This window comes from Kribbella catacumbae DSM 19601 (assembly GCF_000372465.1).
In the GTDB taxonomy this organism is placed as follows: Bacteria; Actinomycetota; Actinomycetes; order Propionibacteriales; family Kribbellaceae; genus Kribbella; species Kribbella catacumbae.
In genome coordinates this window covers 21,857-42,211 of sequence record NZ_AQUZ01000072.1, presented here as the reverse complement: position 1 = coordinate 42,211, position 20,355 = coordinate 21,857, and the positions used below count along the sequence as shown (strand labels likewise).

General features: G+C 67.6%; 18 protein-coding genes. 4 read left to right on the top strand and 14 right to left on the bottom strand.

The window, feature by feature from the left end; translation table 11 throughout:
• Nucleotides 1-307: 307 nt before the first annotated feature.
• From rsmI to A3ES_RS50195, 3 genes are read right to left on the bottom strand one after another with little or no spacing between them, the layout of a single operon-like run.
• The gene (rsmI, locus tag A3ES_RS0140870) at nt 308-1,150 is read right to left on the bottom strand and encodes a 16S rRNA (cytidine(1402)-2'-O)-methyltransferase (RefSeq protein WP_026163669.1); all 843 of its coding nucleotides are present in this window, start codon (nt 1,148-1,150) and stop codon (nt 308-310) included.
• On the bottom strand, nt 1,147-1,350 hold the full coding sequence (locus A3ES_RS0140865; RefSeq protein ID WP_202806703.1) for a hypothetical protein: 204 nt from the start codon (nt 1,348-1,350) through the stop codon (nt 1,147-1,149). The genes rsmI and A3ES_RS0140865 overlap by 4 nt, the downstream gene beginning before the upstream one ends.
• Before the next feature lie 5 nt (nt 1,351-1,355).
• Nucleotides 1,356-1,595, bottom strand: coding sequence for a hypothetical protein (locus tag A3ES_RS50195; RefSeq protein ID WP_085955610.1), 240 nt, complete (start codon nt 1,593-1,595; stop codon nt 1,356-1,358).
• Between the two features lie 93 nt (nt 1,596-1,688).
• Between A3ES_RS50195 and A3ES_RS0140855 the strand changes: the two genes are divergently transcribed.
• Nucleotides 1,689-3,374 (top strand): dolichyl-phosphate-mannose--protein mannosyltransferase, encoded by a 1,686-nt coding sequence (locus A3ES_RS0140855; protein ID WP_083934018.1) that lies wholly within the window; start codon nt 1,689-1,691, stop codon nt 3,372-3,374.
• Nucleotides 3,375-3,380: 6 nt separating this feature from the next.
• On the opposite strand, the gene A3ES_RS0140850 is transcribed toward A3ES_RS0140855, so the two are convergent.
• Nucleotides 3,381-4,058, bottom strand: coding sequence for a DUF1707 SHOCT-like domain-containing protein (locus tag A3ES_RS0140850; protein WP_020392631.1), 678 nt, complete (start codon nt 4,056-4,058; stop codon nt 3,381-3,383).
• 100 nt (nt 4,059-4,158) lie between these two features.
• The gene (locus tag A3ES_RS50190) at nt 4,159-5,556 is read right to left on the bottom strand and encodes an alpha/beta hydrolase family protein (protein WP_020392630.1); all 1,398 of its coding nucleotides are present in this window, start codon (nt 5,554-5,556) and stop codon (nt 4,159-4,161) included.
• A 173-nt stretch (nt 5,557-5,729) separates the two neighbouring features.
• Between A3ES_RS50190 and A3ES_RS0140840 the strand changes: the two genes are divergently transcribed.
• The 3 genes from A3ES_RS0140840 (at nt 5,730) to A3ES_RS0140830 (ending at nt 8,490) form a co-directional block, all read left to right on the top strand.
• Nucleotides 5,730-6,095 carry a YciI family protein gene (locus A3ES_RS0140840; protein WP_020392629.1) on the top strand — a complete coding sequence of 122 codons (366 nt, stop codon included), beginning with the start codon at nt 5,730-5,732 and terminating at the stop codon, nt 6,093-6,095.
• Between the two features lie 2 nt (nt 6,096-6,097).
• A complete protein-coding gene (locus tag A3ES_RS0140835) occupies nt 6,098-7,297 on the top strand; it encodes an RNA polymerase sigma factor (protein WP_020392628.1) in 1,200 nt (399 codons plus the stop codon).
• 683 nt (nt 7,298-7,980) lie between these two features.
• Complete coding sequence (locus A3ES_RS0140830; RefSeq protein ID WP_020392627.1) at nt 7,981-8,490, top strand: hypothetical protein; 510 nt, start codon at nt 7,981-7,983, stop codon at nt 8,488-8,490.
• Between the two features lie 61 nt (nt 8,491-8,551).
• Here A3ES_RS0140830 and A3ES_RS51955 read toward each other — a convergent pair whose 3' ends face one another.
• The 9 genes from A3ES_RS51955 to A3ES_RS0140785 all read right to left on the bottom strand — a co-directional run bounded on the left by A3ES_RS51955 (nt 8,552) and on the right by A3ES_RS0140785 (nt 20,163).
• Nucleotides 8,552-11,410 carry a S8 family serine peptidase gene (locus A3ES_RS51955; protein WP_020392626.1) on the bottom strand — a complete coding sequence of 953 codons (2,859 nt, stop codon included), beginning with the start codon at nt 11,408-11,410 and terminating at the stop codon, nt 8,552-8,554.
• A gap of 93 nt (nt 11,411-11,503) precedes the next feature.
• Nucleotides 11,504-12,670: an MFS transporter gene (locus A3ES_RS0140820; RefSeq protein WP_020392625.1), complete on the bottom strand. Its 1,167-nt coding sequence runs from the start codon at nt 12,668-12,670 to the stop codon at nt 11,504-11,506.
• 56 nt (nt 12,671-12,726) lie between these two features.
• Entirely contained in the window at nt 12,727-13,539 is an 813-nt protein-coding gene (locus tag A3ES_RS0140815; RefSeq protein WP_020392624.1) for a Rossmann-like domain-containing protein, read from the bottom strand.
• Nucleotides 13,536-14,294, bottom strand: coding sequence for a phytanoyl-CoA dioxygenase family protein (locus A3ES_RS0140810; protein ID WP_020392623.1), 759 nt, complete (start codon nt 14,292-14,294; stop codon nt 13,536-13,538). The genes A3ES_RS0140815 and A3ES_RS0140810 overlap by 4 nt, the downstream gene beginning before the upstream one ends.
• 10 nt (nt 14,295-14,304) lie before the next feature.
• Nucleotides 14,305-15,351 carry a pyridoxal-phosphate dependent enzyme gene (locus A3ES_RS0140805; RefSeq protein WP_020392622.1) on the bottom strand — a complete coding sequence of 349 codons (1,047 nt, stop codon included), beginning with the start codon at nt 15,349-15,351 and terminating at the stop codon, nt 14,305-14,307.
• Nucleotides 15,348-16,895 carry an ABC transporter ATP-binding protein gene (locus tag A3ES_RS0140800; RefSeq protein ID WP_020392621.1) on the bottom strand — a complete coding sequence of 516 codons (1,548 nt, stop codon included), beginning with the start codon at nt 16,893-16,895 and terminating at the stop codon, nt 15,348-15,350. The genes A3ES_RS0140805 and A3ES_RS0140800 overlap by 4 nt, the downstream gene beginning before the upstream one ends.
• Nucleotides 16,892-17,689, bottom strand: coding sequence for an ABC transporter permease (locus tag A3ES_RS0140795; RefSeq protein WP_020392620.1), 798 nt, complete (start codon nt 17,687-17,689; stop codon nt 16,892-16,894). Before A3ES_RS0140795 ends, A3ES_RS0140800 begins: the two co-directional genes overlap by 4 nt.
• A complete protein-coding gene (locus A3ES_RS0140790; RefSeq protein WP_020392619.1) occupies nt 17,686-18,624 on the bottom strand; it encodes an ABC transporter permease in 939 nt (312 codons plus the stop codon). Before A3ES_RS0140790 ends, A3ES_RS0140795 begins: the two co-directional genes overlap by 4 nt.
• Nucleotides 18,625-20,163 (bottom strand): ABC transporter substrate-binding protein, encoded by a 1,539-nt coding sequence (locus A3ES_RS0140785; RefSeq protein ID WP_020392618.1) that lies wholly within the window; start codon nt 20,161-20,163, stop codon nt 18,625-18,627.
• Nucleotides 20,164-20,355: the final 192 nt, after the last annotated feature.

The following is a 20,355-nucleotide window of genomic DNA, read 5'->3' as shown; positions in this document are numbered from 1 at the left end:
CGCCGGCTGCCCCTCCCACGGCTCCAGCTGCGTCGCGCAGTCAGCACACACATGCTCCGCCGCCGACGCCACGATCCGCGGCAGCACCTCAGCGAACCGATGCGGCTCGCCCNCGTCCGGCCGGCACAGCCNCCGCTGCCGCCGCTGACCAGCCCGGCCATACCACCCCGCACGCACCACCGAACCACGATGACCCAGCGGACACTCCGGGATTTCCATACCCAGAATCATATCCACGCTAAGCGACATAGGACACCTGTTCGGATGAAATCAAACGCCCGCTGGGGTTGCACTGACACAGGCCTGGCTATTTTGGGGTACGGGCTGCCAGGACGGCGTCGTACACGGTGCGTTTCGGTACGCCGAAGCGCTTGGCAACGTCGGCGATGGCTTGCTTGCGTGGCGTACCCGCTTCCTCGTCAGCAGCCACCTCGGCAGCAAGCTCAGCAGGCTCCAGCTCACGTTCCGACGGGTCGGCGCCGGCGACCACGATGGTGATCTCGCCCCGGACCCCCTCGGCGGCCCACTCGGCCAGCTCGCCGGCGCCGCCTCGCTTGACCTCTTCATACGTCTTGGTGAGCTCGCGGCAGACCGCAGTACGGCGATTTGCTCCGAAGCCGTCCGCCATGTCCTTGAGCGAGGCCGCGAGCCGATGGGGCGCCTCGAAGAAGATCATCGTCCGCTGCTCCCGGGCGAGCTCGGCGAACCGCTTCGCCCGCTCCCCCGACTTCCGCGGCAGGAACCCCTCGAACGTGAACCGATCCACCGGCAACCCACTCAGCGCCAGCGCGGTCAGCACGGCCGACGGCCCCGGTACGGCGGTCACCTGGATGCCCGCCTCGATCGCGGCAGCCACCAACCGGTAGCCCGGATCCGACACGCTCGGCATCCCCGCGTCGGTCACCACCGCCACGGTCTGCCCCTCGACCAGCGCCTGGACCAACTCATCGGTCCGCTGCCGCTCGTTCCCCTCGAAGAAGCTGGTCACCCGCCCGTTGACGACGATCCCCAGCTCACTCGTCAGCCGCTTCAGCCGCCGCGTATCCTCCGCGGCCACCACGTCGACCTCCGCCAGCACCTTCCGCAACCGCCCCGAAGCATCCGAAAAGTCCCCAATAGGAGTCCCCACCAACACCAATCGCCCGGTCACGGCAGAAGGGTGAACGCGTCGACATGCCGCGGCCGAACAACTCTGAAGTCACGTCGGTCGAGGGTCGCGATCTCCCGCGCGACGAAACTCGGCACGACCAGCTGCTCGCCGCCGAGGTGGGCGGAAGCGAACAGGTCGACACATGCTCGATGGTCCCCATCGGCGGACAGAACTGCCGCGACCAGAGCACCGGTGTCCACGACGATCACTGGCGCCGGCCGAGCTCGTCTCGCAGGATCTCCTCGCTTCGCGCGGCCACGTCGGGGCTACTACCCGGCACCGCGCCGAACCACGACGGCGGCCAAGGACGCTCGCCGGCAGCGCTTCGCCGACGCATCGCCAGACGGTGCCTCAAGATCTCACGCATGTCCGGCACGAGCTCCAGGGCCGCATCCTCCGGCAGCTCGTCGATCATCGCGTGCAACTCTTCTCGCGCAGTACTCATAGTGGTCAGTGTAGGAGGTTCGGTCGACGGTTTTCGGCTATCCACAGGCCCCCTGGCCACGCCGGGCAGCGGTTCGACCGCGGGCTCCGTACGATGGCCTGCGTGACTGCCGTGATCGATGACGACACCGCGAAGCCGGCCGAGGTGCCGCTTGCGGAGGCCGAGGTGCGCGAGACGCTCGGGCGGGACGTCCTCGGGAGACGGTTGCCGCCGCTCAAGGAGCGGCTCTACCCGCCGATGCCGAAGGACTTCGAGGGCGGCTGGATCGCCACCTTGCTGATCACCGCGTTCGCGGCGGTGCTGCGGTTCTGGAACCTCGGCAACCCGGTGAAGTTCGTCTTCGACGAGACGTACTACGCCAAGGACGCGTACTCGCTGCTGAAGTTCGGCTACGCCCGGCAGTTCATCGACAAGCCCGAGGGGATCGCCGACAAGCAGATCCTGCAGGGCAACCTGGACGTCTTCAAGGACACTCCCAGCCTGACCGTGCACCCCGAGGTCGGCAAATGGATGATCGCGGCCGGCGAGCACCTGTTCGGGATGAACAGCTTCGGCTGGCGGTTCATGCCGGCGCTGGCCGGCACGCTCACCGTCCTGCTGGTGATCCGGACCGTCCGCCGGATGTCCCGCTCGACCCTGATCGGCTGCATCGCCGGCCTGCTGCTGGCCGCCGACGGCCTGCACTTCGTGATGTCCCGGGTCGCGCTGCTCGACATCTTCCTGGCCTTCTGGCTGGTCGCCGCCGTCTCCTGCCTGGTCGCCGACCGGGACTGGACCCGCCGCCGGCACGCGGACTCCCTCGAGTACCGCGGTGAGGGCCGCAAGATCGGCCGCTGGCTGCTGATCCGGCCGTGGCGGATCGCCGCCGGCATCTGCTTCGGGCTCGCGCTGGGCACCAAGTGGTCCGCGGTCTGGGTGATCGCCGCCTTCGGCATCCTCGTCTTCGCCTGGGATCTGGGCGCCCGCCGCGCGCTCGGCGCCCGGCACCCGTTCATCAAGTCCGTCTTCGTCGACGGGCTGCCCGCGTTCCTCAGCATCGTGCTGGTCGCGATCGTCACCTACACCGCGACCTGGACCGGCTGGTTGCTGCACGACAACGCCTACGACCACGACTACGCCTCGAAGAACCCGGCGCACGGCGTGATGAAGGTGGTCCCGGACGACTTCCGGTCACTGATCCACTATCACCAGGAAGTGCTGGCCTTCCACACCGGCGACTACATCAAGAACGCCACCCACCCGTACTCCTCGCACCCGGCCGGCTGGCCGATCGACGCCCGCCCGATCGGCTTCGACGCGGTCAACGACATCAAGCCCGGGACCAGCGGCTGCACCGCCCAGCCCCCCACGAACTGCCTCTCGGTGATCTCGGCCATCGGTACGCCGCTGCTGTGGTGGGCCGGCGCGCTCGCGCTGCTCGCCGCGCTGGTCTTCTGGATCGGCCAGCGCGACTGGCGGTTCGGCGTACCGATCGTTGGGTTCCTGGCCTGCTGGCTGCCCTGGTTCGCCTTCGACGACCGGCCGATCTTCTTCTTCTACGCCGTCACGATGATCCCGTTCACGGTGATGGCCCTCGCCCTGGTGCTGGGCAAGATCCTCGGACCGGCCAAAGAAGCGCTCCAGGCCTCGACCCCGCGGCGCCTGGTCGGCAGTGCGGTCGTCGGCGCCTTCGTCGTCCTGGTCGTGCTGAACTTCGCCTACATCTGGCCGATCCTGACCGACAAGGTCCTGCCGCACCCGGACTGGCTCAACCGAATGTGGTTCAAGTCCTGGATCTGAGCTGACTCAGTGGCCGAGGTGGCCGTGGCCGCCCTGGTTCTTGAAGCGCTTCTTGTGGCGCTTGGAGCTGGACTGGCCGCCGACGCCGCCGAAGAGCGCGAGGCCCTTGACGATCACCACCGGCGCGTTCGGGTCGGGCGTCGTCCCACCACGGGCGCCGAAGCCGCCGAAGATGCCGACGCCCTCGTTGCGGACCTCGCAGGCGTCCGGGACGGTGATGTCGATGCCGCCGAAGATCGCGAAGGCCCAGATCGTCACCTCGCGGCCCTCGAAGACGGCGTCGGTCATGTCCAGGTCGTAGCCACCGAAAATGCAGAGCGCGTTCGTACGCCGCCGCACCCGCCAGCGCCCCTGCCGTTCACCGCCGCCGAAGATGCCGACCACCCGGTCGAAGCTGTCAGCCGGGTTGGCCGGCTCCTCGATCGGTACCGGGCTGTTCGACGGCGCAGCGGCCGCGGCCACCGGCTGGAACGGCTGCCCCGGTACTGCGAGGTCCTGCGTGATCGGTTCGAGCTCGCCGAGCGTCCTGGCCTGCAGCGTCTGCTCGAGTCGCTCGGCATGCTCGTCCTGCGTGAGCCGGCCCGCCATCAACGCGTCCCGTAACACCTCGACCACCTGATCGCGATCGGTGTCGGAGGCCCGTAGATGCGCATGGGGATTGGACCGCTCCGGCAAGTTCTCCATAACTGCGAACGATATCCCTGATCGCCGGTCGCCAGGAACGCGCTAACCCCGATCCAGGGCCACACCGGGGTATCCCCCGAGCCGGCGTGGCCCATGGGAGTCAACGAGATGGGCGGAGCAGCTCGGATGGCCGGTACGTCGTGAACGCGGGCGGCCGTATCGCGTCGGAGTTGGTGGCGAAGTCGTAGACCTTGCTCCACGACTCACCCAAGGCAGCGGCCTTCGCGTTGAGCCGGGCCGGGCTGGTCGTGGGCCAGCGGCCGCTCTCGATCCGGGTCAGCAACGTCTGCAGGGCAACGGCTTCCTCCGAGATGGTGAAGGCGCAATGCGTGGCGCGGCCCGCGTACAGCTGACGCAATTTGCTGGGATCACCGTTGTCGCGCACCTGTCCGGCGTACCAGCGCTCGTGATCCGCGACCGCCAGATCCACGGTGTTGTGCAGCGTCACGACCGGTGACGGCGTGGTGCCACGCGGTACGGCGTACCGCAGCATCCATTGCCTGGCAGCCGGTTCGGGGCTGATCCGCGGCGCCTTCGCGAGCCGCGCGAGGTCCTTCCCGAGATCAAGCCCCGCCTCCCCGTACGCCTTGCGGACAAGGGCGAGCTGATCCGACTTGGCCAGCTGACGCGCGTAGTCCACGCCGACGTTGGACGACGGATTGCCACCCGCGTGCGCGGCAAGATCGGCCTGCCCGACGGCGCCGAAGACGCTGGCCGCACCCGTCAGATGGATCTGGTACTGCGCACGGATCTGTCCCTCGACCGAGGCCGGCTGGGGGTCGTGCGCCGAGTTCCACCCGGTCACGTTGCCGAAGGCACTGGCCAACGCGATCCGTGCCCGTCCCTGCGCCGTCTCCACCTGCTCGGTGAGCAGCTTCTGCATCCGCAGGTCGCTGCCCTTCGGGTCCTTCGCGTTGACCAGTTCGATGTCGCCGGCGCCCGGCGCGAGCAGGGTCTTGAGCGCGAAGTTGATGTCCAGCGACATGTTCCACTGGCCGTACACGTCGGTCGGCGCGCACATCGCGACCACGCCGTCGATCCTGCTCGGGTGCTTCTCCGCCAGCAGCAACGAGATCGCGCCGCCGCCGGACGACCCGGTCGCGACCGTACGCCGCGGCTTCCCGACGTGCTTCTCGAACCAGTCCAGTACGCCGATCTGGTCCGTCACCGCCTCCTTCATCACGAACCCGGTCCTGCCTTTGAAATCGGAGGCAGCCAGCGCATAACCCTGTTCGAGGAAGTAGGCCTCGCTGTCCATCCGGTTGCCGTAGCCGGGTGGGAACTCAGGCATGTCCACCGGGTAGTACGGGTGGCTGTAGAGCAGCAACGTCCCGTTCCACCGCTCCGGCATCTCGATCTTGTACTCCGCGCCGTCGATCGTGCCCTGGTACGTGTGGCGCCCCGGGTTGGGCGTGGTGGTGTCCGCCTGGGCTGTAATCCCGGACAGCGCGCTGCCGATCAGCGCGGTGGCGGCGACGATTGTGGTGACTCGCTTCATCGTCCTGCTCCTTGGTCGTGGGAGGTTTCACCACTGGGTCGGAGCCGGGGACGGGGCAGGGACATCTTCCGCCGGGAACTTTTTCTGCGACAGGATGTCCCTGTCGCGGTCGGGACTCCGACTACTGAACGAGAGGCGCCCACATCGGGGGCCACATCGGCGAGGAGTACGAGATGAAGTTCATCATGCTGGCGTACACGAACGCACAGACCTGGGTCGAGGGCAGCTGGGACCCCGAAGAGTTCCAGAAGGCGTGCGATTTCTACGAGCAGCTCGGCAAGGAGCTGACCGAGAGCGGCGAGTTCGTCTCCACCGCCGGACTCGGCGACCCGTCGCTGACCCGCACGATCCGGGCCACCGCCGCCGGCACGGTCGCCGCCGACGGCCCGTACGCCGAAGTCAAGGAGGTGCTGGCCAGCTACGGCATCGTCGACGTGGTGAGCGCGGACCGCGCCTACGAGATCGCCCAGCGGATCGTCGACACGGTCGGCGACATCGTCGAGGTGCGCCCGCTGATGGACGGCTCGGCGGAGTCCTGACGATGACTGCCGGCTTCGAGCACCTGCTGCGTGACCTCACGCCGCAGGTGCTCGGTGCGTTGGTCCGTCGCTATGGGCACTTCGACGCGTGCGAGGACGCAGTACAGGAAGCTCTGCTGGCGGCGTCGCAGCAGTGGCCGCGCGACGGCGTACCTTCGCAGCCGCGTGCGTGGCTGATCACCGTCGCGTCGCGCCGGTTGACCGATGAGCTCCGCAGCGATGAGGCTCGGCGCCGACGCGAGAACAAGGAAGCACTGGAGATCCCTTTGGTTGCCCCCGGCGCCGATTCTCCCGGCCCGCGCGACGCCGACGACACTCTGCTGCTGCTCTTCTTGTGTTGCCACCCGTCCCTGAACCGCGCCGGCCAGATCGCCCTGACCCTGCGCGCGGTCGGCGGTCTCACCACCGACGAGATCGCCCGGGCGCTGCTGCTGCCGGAAGACACCCTGCGCAAACGAATCACCCGAGCCAAGCAGAGCATCCGCACCTCAGGCATCCCGTTCCGCCCGCCGCCACCCAGCGAGGCGCCCGCGCGGCTGGCCGCAATACTTCAAGTCCTCTACCTGATCTTCAACGAGGGCTACACCAGCACCGATCGCGTGGACCTGGCCGAAGAAGCAATCCGGCTAGCCCGTCTGCTCCCGCCGAACGGCGAGACAGCAGGCCTTCTGGCCTTGATGCTCCTCACCCACGCCCGCCGCCCAGCCCGTACTACGGCCGCTGGCGACCTGGTCCGCCTGGACGAACAAGACCGAACCCTCTGGGACGCAGCTGCCATCGCCGAAGGCACCGCACTGATCACCGACGCAATGACGCGCTTCCCGTTGGGCCCCTATCAAGTTCAAGCCGCGATCGCCGCCGTCCACGACGAAGCCCAAACCCCCGAAGCCACCGACTGGCCGCAGATCGTCGCCCTCTACGACCTCCTGATCCGCTTCGACGACAACCCGATCGCCCTACTCAACAGAGCAGTAGCCATAGCCATGCTCCAAGGCCCCCAAGCCGGCCTGACCCTGCTCGACAACCTGGCCAAAGACCCCCGCCTAACCAACCACCACCGCCTGGCGGTCGCCCAAGCCCACCTCCTGGAACTCTCAGGCGACCTCCCCAACGCCCTAACCGCCTACCTAACAGCCGCCCGCACCACCACCAGCCTCCCCGAACAGCGCTACCTCAACACCCGCGCCGCTCGCCTCCGGTAATCCCCCACGCAGCTCCTACGTCGCAGCTCCCACCCACCCCGGTCTGCGCTCCTCCGTCGCCGCTCCACAAAGCAAGCGGGGCGCACCACAGCAGCACCGCCTGCGACGGCACCACCTGCTGCAGCCGTACCCGGAAACGGCGGTGGCGCCAGAGCCGTCAGCCGTCGCACAAGCCGCCAACCGCTCGCCCGCCACCAGTAGCTCCCCACGCAGCTCCTAATGAGTAGTAAGCGACTCGCGGATGCCGTCCCGATCGACAGGACATAGTGCGACTATCGGGGTCGCGCAAACGGTTGCGCAGACTGATTCGAGGACTATGTCCTGTCGGTCGGGACGATCCCGCGGCTCACGAGAGCGTGCGCCTCGGAGCCCGTGGCGAATCGGATCGGCTGCCTGGGGGGCTCGTCTGGCCCATCCGTGGTGGTTGGCGAGAGAGGGGTGTGCCGGTGCGGCCGCCATCGCCAGTTGGGGAGGAATTTCGCTGGATCCGGGGCGGATCTTGGCCCGGTCCGGGGGCATTTTCCTCCCCGGTCGGCGAGGGTTGATCGACTTTGGGCACGGGCTGGGCGTCGGTCGGCTCGGTTGGATGCCTGGCCTGTGCCCAAGGTGGCTGAGGTGGCCAAAAGGCCCCGCCTCCGCCAGCACCTAGAGTTGCGCCAACACCATGTGAGGCTGGGGGAAGAATGGCAGTGATAGGTGAGGCGTCCCAGGTGGTCTGGTCGGAGGAGCTCCGGCGGAACGGTCGTGTGGTGTTCACCCTGCGAGCAAGCTGGGTGCTGAAAAGGCTGGGCGTGGTCTGGCTGGGCGCGATCGTGGTCGCACTTCGCTCACTCGACGCGGATGCCACGGGTGCCACGGACGCCAAGGTCCGGCTTGCCTTCACCGTGCTGTTCTTCGCGATGGCCATCGGCATCTCAGCGTGGCACGGCTGGCGAATCTTCCGTCAGCACCCCGCGCTGACAGTCGACCAGAACGGCATCCGAGCAGGCCGCGACCGTTTCCTCCCATGGTCCGAGGTAGGCACGATCGGCTTCACCCGTGGCGGCCTGGGACAGAAGCGACTCCCGATCATCCCCAAAGACCAATGGGCCAAGGAACTCACCGTCGACCAGTCGGCCATCAAGGACATCCCAGCATTCGCCCGATGGCTCGAAGGCGTACTCGCAGAGCAACGAGCAGCCGGATCGAACTGAGCGCCAACAGGAACGCACCCCGACCAAATAGTTGGCCGGGGCGCGTTTCAGGTGGTGCGGGCTAGCTGACCTTCACGATCCTCATGGGGCTGAGGGCTTGAGCGTGGTCTGCGTCTGCGGTGAAGAGGACGCGGTACGCGAAGCTGCCTCGGACCGTCGGCTTGATGCCGAAGGCGTAGGCGCCTGAGCTGCTCAGTTTGACTGAGGCGATGTTCCGCCACGTCTTGGCCGAGTAGAACTGCAGGTAGACGAGTTTGCCGGAGTGCGCCGGAGCGACGTACCCGGAGAACTTCGTTGCCTGGCCCAGTCTGATCGCCGCCGGCGCGAGCGTCGACGAGATGGTCGGTGCGACGGCGACGTTGATGTCGGCCGTGCGAGTGCCCATCAGGTCGGCGTTGCCGACGAAGACCATTGTGTAGACCGACGAGGTGGTCGGCTTGATCGCGTAGCTGACCGAGCCGGTCGAGCTGGTCTTCAGGGTGGCGATCAGCTTGAGCGTGGACACGTTCTTGGCCCGGCCGTACAGCTGCACCGGCAGACCCGCGAACGCCACATTGTCGATCCGGAGCACGCTGCCCTTGAGCGTGATCGTGCCGCCATAGTTGATCAGTGTCGCGGTCGTGCTGATGCCCGACTTGACGCCGTTCACCGCCTTCGCCGAGACCGGGCTGACCTTGCCGCTGCGGTCCTTCACCCAGCCCGCGAACGTGTACGTCGTCGCAGTCGCGAGGCCGGTCACCTTGACCGACGACCCGGCCCCCGCGTAGACCTGCGTGCCGGTGCTGAGCGTCGGAGCCTTGCCACCGACGTTCATCCGGATGATGACCTGGTCGAGGTCCGGCGTCGCCGGGATCGTCCAGGACACGTTCGCGGCTTTGTACGCCCCGCTCGCGGTGAACGTGGTGAGCTTGGCCGGCGCCAGATCGACCGTCGTGAACACCGAATCCAACGCCGGCAGCGAAGTGCCGTCAGTCTCGTTCAGCACGTCGCTCGTGATCCGGTACGTCGTGTTCTCCAGCAGCGGCGCGGACGGCGTGATCGTCGCCGTCCGGCTCGCCGCGTCGTAGCTGACCGCGTTGGCCACGAACGCACCGGTCTTCGCGTTCTGCAGGCGGAGCCGGTTGGTCACCACGGTGCTCGCGTCCATGTCGCGGGCGAACGTCACCTTTGGCACCACCGTCAGCGCAACCCCGGAGGAGTTGGTGGCCGGCGAGATGTCCTGGATTGGGTAAGCCGTGTTGTTGACCGGCTTGGCCGCGGACCCGCTGGAGAGCAGGAGCTGGTACGGACGGCTGACCCGGGAACCGTTGGCGTTGTACACCGAGATGTACGCCGTACCGGCCGGAAGCTGGACGTCTGTCTCGGCCCACAGCTCCATCGGAATCTCGTAGCCCTCACTGTCGCGCGGCGGTTTCGCTACCTCCTTGCCGCCGAGGGGCCGCAGGTTGCTGTCGAACGCCTCCACGACCGGGCCGAAGTTCTGCGCGTAGTCGTAGGAGTCGAACATCGGGCCACCGAGCGCCAGCTTCACGACCCGCGCCTCGGCCGAGGTGACCGAGTACCAGTCGGTCTCCCCCTCGGTGCCGATCGTCCCGGTCGCGCCGGTGGTGATCGGAGTCGCCCGCGACGGCTGATCGTTGCCGTTGGTCACACCGCCAGGGAAGTCCGGGGCGAAGCGGCCGCCCAATGCGGCGTACGCGTCCAGGTTGCCGGCGCCGTAGTACGGGTCGGTACCCCGCGGTCCGGCGTCCCGGGAGAGCACCTTCAGGCGCTGCTCCACCTGGGCCTCAGTGAGGGTGGGCCACTTGTTCTTGATCAGGGCGGCGACGCCGGCCACGATCGGAGCCGAGCACGACGTCCCGGTGCAGTACCAGTACGGCAGGAAGCCGGCTGGTGTAAGGCTCCGCGGGCCGGTGCTGAGGATGTCCACGCCGGGTGCAGCGATGTCGATGTGATTGCCATAGCTGCTGAAGGAGGTCAGTGCGCCGGCAGCATCCGTCGCGCCGACCGCGATGACACCGCGGTAGGCAGCCGGGTAGTTCAGCACGCTGCTGCCGTCGTTGCCGGCCGCGGCGACCACGACAACGCCCTGGTTGATGGCGTTCTGTACGGACGCGGCCAGCACCGCGTTCGCGCCAGGCCCGCCGAGGGACATGTTGATCACCTTGGCACCGTGGGCCACGGCCCAGTCGATGCCTTCGGCGATGTCGACGTCGTAGCCGCTGCCGTCGGAGGCCAGCACCTTGACCGGCATCGCCTTGGCGTTCCAGCCGACGCCGGCGACACCGACGGCGTTGTTGGCGGCCGCGGCGATGATGCCGAGCGTCATCGTGCCGTGGCCGTGGTCGTCGATGGGGCCGCGGTTCGGCGACGTCGCGTTGTAACCGGCGACCAGATGGCCGACCAGATCCGGGTGACCGGCGTCGACACCGGTGTCGAGCACAGCGACGAGCTGGCTACCCGTGGTCTTGGTCAGATCCCAGGCCTGCGCCACGCGGGACGTGGTCAGGTACGCGCTCTGGTCGGACTGGTAGAACTCGTCGTTCGGAGCTGCGGTGATCCGGCGGCGGTAGTTCAGCGACGCCAGTTCGACGGCCGGGTCAGCTTTCGCCTTCTTCAGCAGGTCCTGCGCGGAGGCCTCACCGGTGAGCTTGACGACATCACCGCTGGAAACCTCGGCGGTGGTCTTGAGCTTCGACGCGGTCGCCTTGCGAGCCGAGGCACTCGCCTTGGCCTTGAACTTCACCATCACCGCGTTCGGCTCGAACTCGGGCTTGGCGGTGGCGTGCGCAGGGAACTTCGGACGGTACGGGCCGGGCTCGGCCGCGTTGCTGGACGAACCGGTGACGGTCACCAGCGTGGCTGCAACCAGGGCGGCAGGGATGCCAAGGCGCAACAGATGGGCAGGACGGAAGGACACAGGACCCCCCCAAGGGTCTCAGAAGACAATGAGCCGGAGTATGGCAGAGGTCTACACCGGTACTGCTGCCGGATCCGCTGTCAAAAGCTGCAATCAGGTTTGAGTAACCGGCCGTACACGGAGTGCGAGCAGGATTCCACCGAGGGTGATCGCGCCGAAGATCAGCGCCAGGCCGTGGTATCCGCCCAATCCGAGGCCTGCGCCACCTAATGCTGCGCCCAGGAAGGTGCCCATGCTCATGCCTGCGGCGTTGATGCTGAGGGCGGAGCCGCGGAGGTCGCCGCTTCGGCGTACCAGGAGGGTGGTGACGCAGGCTGCGACGGTGGCGTGGGCCGCGCCCATCAGGGAGGTGAGCAGGAGCGTGATCGGGAGGCTGGGCGTGAAGTAGAAGGTGGAGACGGCGAGCAGGGCGGCGAGTAGGCCGAGGAGGAGCATCTTCTCGGAACCGACCCAGGGGCGGTCCGAGGCGAGGTATCGGCCGGCGAAGAGGTTGCCCACGAAGAAGGACGCGCCGCTGAGCGACCAGACGAGTGCGAACCAGCCAGGGGCCAGGTCGAACTTCTCGTCGTAGAAGGCCGCCAGGTAGGCGAGATAGCCCATGAAGGCTGCTGTCCGGAGCATCGCTATGCCGAGCAAGGGCAGCGCGCCTGGAATGCGGGCCAGGGCGCGGTACGTCGCGATGTAGCTCGTCCGCTGCGCAGCTTCCATGGGTGCCTTGCGGCCGCGGCCGCGCCAGAAGAAGGCGGCGGACAGCGTCAGGGAGATCACCGAGGCCGCGAGGAGGTTGCCTCGCCAGCCCCAGAACAGGCCCGGTACTGCGAGCACGGGGGCGGCGAGCATTGCCATCATGGCCGTGGTTGCTGAGACCAGCGTGGCAGCGCGGCCCGCGGCGGCCGGTGAGTTGAAGCGGTCAGCCGCGGCGGCTCCGATCGACGGGGCGAGGATTGAGGTCGAAGCGCCGATCAGCAGGCAGAAGGTCGCCAAGGCGAAGACGTTGCCGATGGCACCCAGTGCGGCCGAGATGCCCAGCAGGGCGAGCCCTCCGGCCGCGACCAGCTCTCTGGCCAGGCGGTCGACGAGCGGGGCCAGGGCGATGCCGACGATGAGGGCTGCGAGGCCTCCGAGTCCTCGCAGTCCACCGATCTCGGCGACGCTTCCGTCCGCGGCCGCGGCGATCGGCACGAGGTACATGCCGAACACCGTGAACGGGATCAGGCTGACGGTCGAGGCGAGCAGGAAGGGCCACAACCGCTTGACCATCTGAAGGTCGCCCGGGACCGCACCTGCACTGAGTTTTTTCGTTTCCGTTTGTGTGCTCACGGGGTTCCGTTCTTGCGATAGCGGTAGAGGCTGGTGGGGCGGGCGCTGAACTGGGAGAAGGGGAACGGCTCAGCGGACAGGGCGGTGACTCCGGAGCCCAGGAAGGCGCGGGCGACGGCGCTTCCGGTCTGAGCATAGATGGCCAGCGGCTTCGATTGCTGGAGGCAACTATCAAGCAGGACGTCGAAACTTCCGTTGCTCAACGTCATTCCGGTGGCTACGACGGCATCCGCCGCATCGATAACCTCCGTCATGTCGCGGGAAACCGGCAACCCGGAGGCTGTCTCGCGGAGGTTGAGATCACAGGGCAGACAAGTTCCGCCCCGGGCGGTGATCGCATCCACCAGCGGGTTCACCACTCCGATCAGTGCGACCTTCGTCCCTTCCTGCACCTCCAGTAGGCCGACGACGGCGGCGTCACGGGCCCGCGCCCGGACGTCCGGCGTACCGGCGGGCAGGATGATCTCCTCAGCCGTCGCAGCCAGGTGGTGCGGTTCAACAGCGGCTAGGTAGGCATCCAGGGCAGCGATCCGGACTGGCAAGGGGCCATTGGCAAGCAATTCGGAGAGCGGCAGGCCGGAGGCGTCCGCGCAGTACGACGGGTCCACTTCATCGGCTTCGAAGGAACAGGCGCCGAAGACTTCACCGACCCGCAAAAGCACGTAGTAGTTGCGATAGGTGACGTCAGCGCCGGGTAGTCGCGTCGTGTTGTGGAGCCAGAAGGCGCTGGTGACGTTGAGTTCTGAGGGCGCGGGACCATGCTCCCCGGCGAGAACAGCAGCGGTGAGGGCGGCCACGGAAGCGGTCATGGCAGATCGACCAACCTTTCGGCGTCGTAGGTCAGGGCGGACAACTCTGGACGTCCAGCAGGCTGGAAGCAGAAAAGCAACGATCTACGATCTGTGGCGGTGCAGTTGGGCGCGGACCGGTGGACCATCAGTCCAGGGAACATCAGCACCGACCCCGCCGGCGCCGTCACAGTCACCGCACGCGCGGAGTCGACGGCCAGCGGATCGACGAACAGTCCCGTGGGCTCGAGCGGATCCCGCCGCGCCGGACCGTCGAGCTGGCTCCCCGGAATCAGCGTCATCGCGCCGTTCTCGACGGTGTTGTCGTCCAGCATCACGATCGCGGTGGCGATCTCGTACGCCGGGTCGCCCGCGCAGCAGTACCAGTACGGGAAGTCCTGATGCCAGGCGAACTCCGAGCCGACGCCGGCCCGCTTGAAGTTCAGCTTGGACACGAACGGCCCGACCGGACTCCCGATCAGCGAGGCCATCGGCGAAGTCAGCCGCGGCTCCGACCACAACGCCGCCAACGCTGGATGCAGGTGAGCCACGGGCGCCAGACTGCGCACGGCCTTGCCCGGCGCGTCCGGCTCCCAGTGGATCGTCGTACCGCGGATCTCTTCCAGCCGGTGGCCGTCCGGCCAGACCGTCACTTCGGTCTCGCCGGACTCCGCGGCCGAGACCACCTCGGCATGCACCTGCTCGGCGGCGTCTCGCAGCCGCCCGACTTCCGTTGCCGTGAACAACTGCGGCAGCAGCAGGTACCCCGTGGTCATGGGCAACAGTTTAATGCGACGGAGTCGCAGATGGGAACTCGCGGCGCTCCGCCCAAGCTGATTCGCGCCGGTCCCAGGACATCGCTGACCACGGCACCGCGAGTTCCTCCAGCGAATCGATCTCGCGCGGCCGCATGGTGGCCATCGGGCGCGCCTCGGCATACCGGGAAAAAGCCGACTCGACGTACCGGGTGCCGGTATCGGCGGCGAGGAAGACATGCGTGCGGCTGCTGTCGCAGTTGTGTTCCCACAATGCGGACAGGTACGCCGCGCCCGCGGACAGCCCGGCGAAGACGCCACTGGTCCGCAGCAGATCCACGGCGGCCGACATCGCATAGTCGAAGGACACCCAGTGCAGCCGGTCGTACAGCTCGTGCCGGACGTTCCGGAACTCGATCGAGCTGCCGATCCCGGCGATGATCATCTCCGGATCCTGGGTGTGCCCAGCCCCGAAGGTGATGCTGCCGAACGGCTGCACGCCGACCAGGTTCACGTCCCGGCCACGATCTCGCAGGTACGCCGCGATCGCGCCGGTCGAGGCACCGGTGCCAACACCCCCGACCAGGCACAGCGGCCCGGCCGGTACCAGCTCGTCGACGAGATCCGCGATCGCGCCGTACCCGAGGTAGTGGATGTCGTCGTGGTACTGCTGCATCCAGTGGAACGTCGGGTTCTCGCGCAGGATCTCGCCGATCCGGCGGACCCGGAGATTCTGGTCCAGCTGCAGGTTGTTCGACGACGGCACCTGCTCGATGGTCGCGCCGAGGATCTCCAGCTGGATCTTGAGCGTCCGGTCGACCGTCGTCGAGCCGACGATGTGGCACTTCATCCCGTACCGGTGGCAGGCCAGCGCGAGCGCGTGGGCATAGATCCCGCTGGAGCTGTCGATCAAGGTGTCGCCGGGCCGGACCGCGCCCGTCTCCAGCAGATGGCGTACGGCGCCCAGGGCGGAGTACACCTTCATCGTCTCGAACCGCAGGCAGATAAGGTGGTCGCCGACGCGGATCGGGTCCGGGTCCTTGATCGCCTCCGCCAGGTGATCGTGGAGTTGCTTCATCGGTGCGAGTCGCTCCTCGTGTCGGCACTACTGGTCAGCACGGGCGGAGATTCTGGGGGCTCTTGCCCTATCCGAGCAGCCCTCACCAGCCGCTGGGTCAGTTCGGTGGCGGGGTTGCTCATCACCGTTGCCGGCGGCCCCTGTTCGACGACCCGGCCGGCGTCGAGCACCAGCACGTGATCGGAGACCGCGGCGACGAGTCCGAGATCATGACTGATCCAGACCAGGGCCGTACCTTCGGCCTTCAGTTCGGTCAGCAGTTCGACGACCAGCCCGGTTCCGTGCTCGTCGAGAGCGGTGGTGATCTCGTCACACACCAGTACGTCGGGTCGTGCGAGCAACGCTCTCGCGAGAGCCGCTCGCTGGAGCTCCCCCCCGGACAGCTGGCTCGGCGGGCGGGCTGCCACCATCGCCGAGACGCCCAGCCTGGCAAGGGTTGCCACGGCTTCGGCCTTGGCCTGGGATGACGTGATGCCGCGGAGGCGTACCGCAGTACGGGCTACTTGTTCGTCGACCAGGCGGCGCTCGTCGAAGGAGCCGCGGACTTCCTGCCAGACGTACTGGACGCGACGGTTCTGCTCGAGCGTGCGCTTTCGCAGTACGGGCAGGTCGTCACCGGACAGGGTGATGCGGCCCGTATGGCGCTCGTGCAGGCCGGCGAGACAGCGCGCCAGTGTGGTCTTTCCGCTGCCGGAGCGACCGACTACGCCAACGCAACCGCCTGGTGGCACAGCGAGATGGACTTCCTGCAGGATCGGCTTTCGGGTGCGCAGCGAGGCGGATACGTTCATTGCCTGGAGCAACGGCTCGCCCGTACTGCGGGTTCCCGCCGCGGCGGTCAGCTGTGTTGCAGTTGGAAGAACGTCGCCGATCACCCGGCCTGCTGCGAGCACGACGACCTGGTGAGCCAGCGCCCGGACCAGGTCGAGGTCGTGACTGAGCAGCAAGATGCCGAGACCCGCGTCGGCCAGGTCTTTCAGCTCGCCGACCAACTGGAGGCGCGTGATCGAGTCCAGGCCGGTGCTCGGCTCGTCGAGGACAAGCACCTTGGGGCGGCAGGTGAGCGCCTGGGCGAGAGCGATCCGCTGCCGTTGACCGCCGGAGAACTGATGCGGGAACCGATGCAACGTCGAACGGTCGGCCGGGAGCTGGGCAGCCCGCAACGCTTCGGGCACCACCTCCACGCCCGGGTGATGGAGTTTCGCCAACTCGGTCAGTCCGGCACCGATCCGACGTGCCGGGTTTAGCGCGCTTCCCGGGTGCTGCGGCATGTAGGCGACGACTCGGCCACGGACTGACGTGGCGGCCGGGGTCGCGCCATTGCTATCGACAACCACTTGGCCGTCAACCTCGACCAGACCGCTCAGCGTCACGCCGTTGCCGTGTTCACCGAGCAGGGCGAGCGCGGAGGTGGTCTTGCCGGAACCGGAGGCGCCGACTAGAGCTGTCACCTTGCCCGGCCAGACCTCGAAATCGACTCCATCGACCAGGATGGCTTCACCCGCGACCGCCGCCAGCCCGGCGACCTTGACGAGGGGCTTCATGACTTCGCCTCGACGAGCCGGCGGGTCCGGTGAACAAGTCGGTCCGCGAGCAGATTGAAGCCGAGCGTGAAGGAGACCAGCAGCAACGCCGGCGCGAGCACAGCCCATGGCTGCAGCAACAATCCTTCGCGGTTGCGGGACACACTCACGGCCCAGTCTGGCGCGGTCGGGCTCAGCCCGAGTCCAAGGAAGTTGACCGAGGCAACCAGGAAGACGGCGAGCGTGATCCGGGTGCCGATGTCGGCGGCAACGGGTCCGAGTACGGCGCGGCCGACGTACCCGAGATGAATGCCGGCCCAACTCTCCCGCTGCATCCTGAGCGCCTCGACCACCGGCCCGCTTGCAGCATCCAGCGCGGCTGCGCGGACCAGCCGGGCGACGGTCGGAACGTTGACCATGGCAACCGCCAACGTGATCGCGAGGGGCGACGCCCGCCAACCGACGGCGACCACGCTGATCACCAGCAGCGAGGGCAACGGGAGCAGTACGTCGAGCGGGCGGATCAAGGCCTCGTCGACCCATCTATGTCGGGTCGAGGCCGCGATCAGACCGATCAGCCCGCCGATGAGATACGCGATCACGACCGCGCCCAGAGCCATCCCGAGTGCGGTCCGTCCGCCGGTCAGCAACAGGCTGAGCACGTCTCGGCCGAGCCCGTCGGTCCCAAGGAATCCGCTCTTCTCGTAGGGCAGACCGGGCTTCGCGCCGATCGAGATCAGCGGGCCGAAAGCCGCCACCAGCAAAGGGATCAGGACCAGCAGAGCGGACACGGCGAGCGGCGTACGGGCTCTCATCGCAACAGCTCCGTCCGCGGGACGAGACGGTTGCAGACCAGGTCGGCGCCGAGGTTGATCAGCAATGCGGCGACCGCGAGCACTAACGTCAGGCCCTGTACGACGGGCACGTCCCGCGTCTCGACCCCGTCGACCAGCGCCGTCGCGAAACCGGGGATCGCGAAGATCGCCTCGACCACCAGAACCCCACCCAGCAAGGTGTCTCCGGTCCTGGCCAGCTCCTGTACGCCGGGAACCGCCGCATTCGGAAGCACATGCCTGAGCAGCAGCCGTCGTCGCGGCACCCCGAGTCGACGAGCCTGTACGACGTAATCGGCGTGCAGCGCGTTGATCGTGCCGGCCCGGACCTGTCTGGACAGCAGGCAGACCGTGCGACCGAGCAGCACAGCAACCGGGAGCACGAGCAGGACCGGATTCGCCAGCAGTGAGCCGCCGACCCAGGTGGCCGGGAGCCAGCCCAGCTTCAGCGAGAACAGAGCGACCAGCACGACCGCGATCACGAAATCCGGGATCGCGCTCAACGCCAACGTGACCGACGTGATCGTCCGGTCCAGCCGGCCGTTCTCGCGCGCCCCCATCAAGATGCCGAGGGCAACCGCCAGCGGGACGACGACAGCCAGCGTGGCCAGCGTGAGCACCAGCGTCGCGCCGACCGAGGCCTTCACGATGTCGCGCACGGGCCCGCCGCTGATCAGCGAAGTACCGAGGTCGCCGGTCAGCACGTTGCCGAACCAATGGGTGAACCGCTCGAGAGCGGGTTGATCCAGACCGAGCTGCGCCCGCAGCTGGGCGATCTGCTCAGGCGTCAGCGTCTCGGTGAACCGCATGTCCGCGGCGTCGCCCGGCAGCAACGCCGTGAGCACGAAGACGAGGATCGACAGCACCGCCAGCTGGACGATCGCCAATGCAGCGCGCTGCCCGGCGTACGACCGCATTCAGGCCAGCCACACCTTGTCGAACCGGGCCGAGTCCAAGGTGTTCGGCGGCACCGCCTGCACGCCCTGCACCTTGGCCGTGACCCCGACCATGAAGTCCGGGTGCCCCCAGGCGAGGATGCCGCCCTGGTCCCGCAACGTCTTCTGCAGTTCGCCGTACTTCGTCGCGCGAGCCGCCTCATCGGTCTGCACCTGCGCGGAGGCGAACGCGGCGTCGAAGGCCGGCTGCCGCCAATGCGTCACGTTGAACGGCGACTTCGACAGCAACCGGTCGGTGATGTACTGCGGGATCGGCATCGCCCCGGACCGGTGACTGCCGATCGCGCCCTTGGTGAGCAGGTCCTTGGCGTAGGTCTGAGCACTGCCGGTGGTGACCTTGAGCTTCACGCCCGCCTCGCCGACCTGTTCCGCAAACAAGGTGGCCGCCTCGACGAACCCGGCCGTGGAGTCGGAGGTGAAGATCTCCACCTCCTTGTTCAGCAGGCCGGCCTTCTTCAGCAGCGCCTTCGCCTCCTCGACGTTGCGCTCCCGCTGCGGCAGGTCGCCCGGGTAGTACTGGAAGCCCTTGCCGAACAGGTCGTTGCCCACGGTCCCTCGTCCGGCCAGGACCACGTCGACCAGCCGTTGCCGATCGGCGAGCAGCTTGAAGGCCATCCGGACGTCGGGGTTGTCGAACGGCGCCTGGTCCACCTTCATCACGAAGGCCTGTGTCGTCGCGCCCTTGGCCGCGACGATCTTGACCGTTTTGCCCGCCTCGGCCGTTCTGGCGAAGGTCGCGGTCATCTCGTTCGCGTACTCCGCTTGGCCGCCCTGCAACGCGTTGGCCCGCGCTTCGGTATCGGCGGAGAGGATCTGCAGCTCCTCGAGCTTGGCCGCGCCGTCCCAGTACTCGTCGTACCGGTTGGCGACCATGGAGCGGCCGGCCTCGAAGGAGACGAACTTGAAGGCGCCGGTCCCGACCGGCTTGGTCGGGTCCTTGAAGCCGTCGCGGACGATGTGGGTGCCGATACCGGCCAGCAGGGCGGGGAACTCGGCGTTCGGAGCGGCCAGCACCAGCTCGACGGTGCGCGGGTCGATCGCCTTGCAACGACGCAGATCCAGCGAGGCGAGCGACGACTGGGCGACTCGCTCGGGCACGGCCGGGTCGGCGATCCGGGCCAGGCTGTAGAGCACGTCCTCACTCGTCAGCTTCCTGCCGTCGTGGAAGGTCGCGTCCCGCAGCGTGAACCGCCAGGTCGCCGCCTGCGCGTCCGGCTCCCACTTCTCGGCCAGACGTGGCAACGGTTTCAGGTCCGGCCCGAGTTCGACGAGCTTCTCGTACATCGCCTTGTGCCGGGCGATGTCGACGAACAGGCTCTGCACGTGCGGGTCGAGCACCTCCTTGGCGCCGCCACCGGCGAAAACCGCCCGCAACCGTCCACCCGCCTTCGGCTGCGCCGCGGCATTACTCGTGCCGTCGGAGCCGCAACCGGTCAGCGCCGCCAGTCCCAGACCGCCTGCCAGGCCTAGGAATCCGCGTCTGTTCAGAGCTTCGGACATCCAGATTTCCTTCACGGTGAGGGGCTCCGACGAGGGGTGGTCGCCGGCTCGAATCCTGCCGTTAATGAAAATAGTTGTCAAATTCAGGCGCATCTGAACGACGCTCATCATTCTCCCGGCAGACGGCACCGCGCCGTCGCCCGTAACGGCGTGTCACCGCTTTCGAACGCCGAGTACTGGCAGTCACCACCA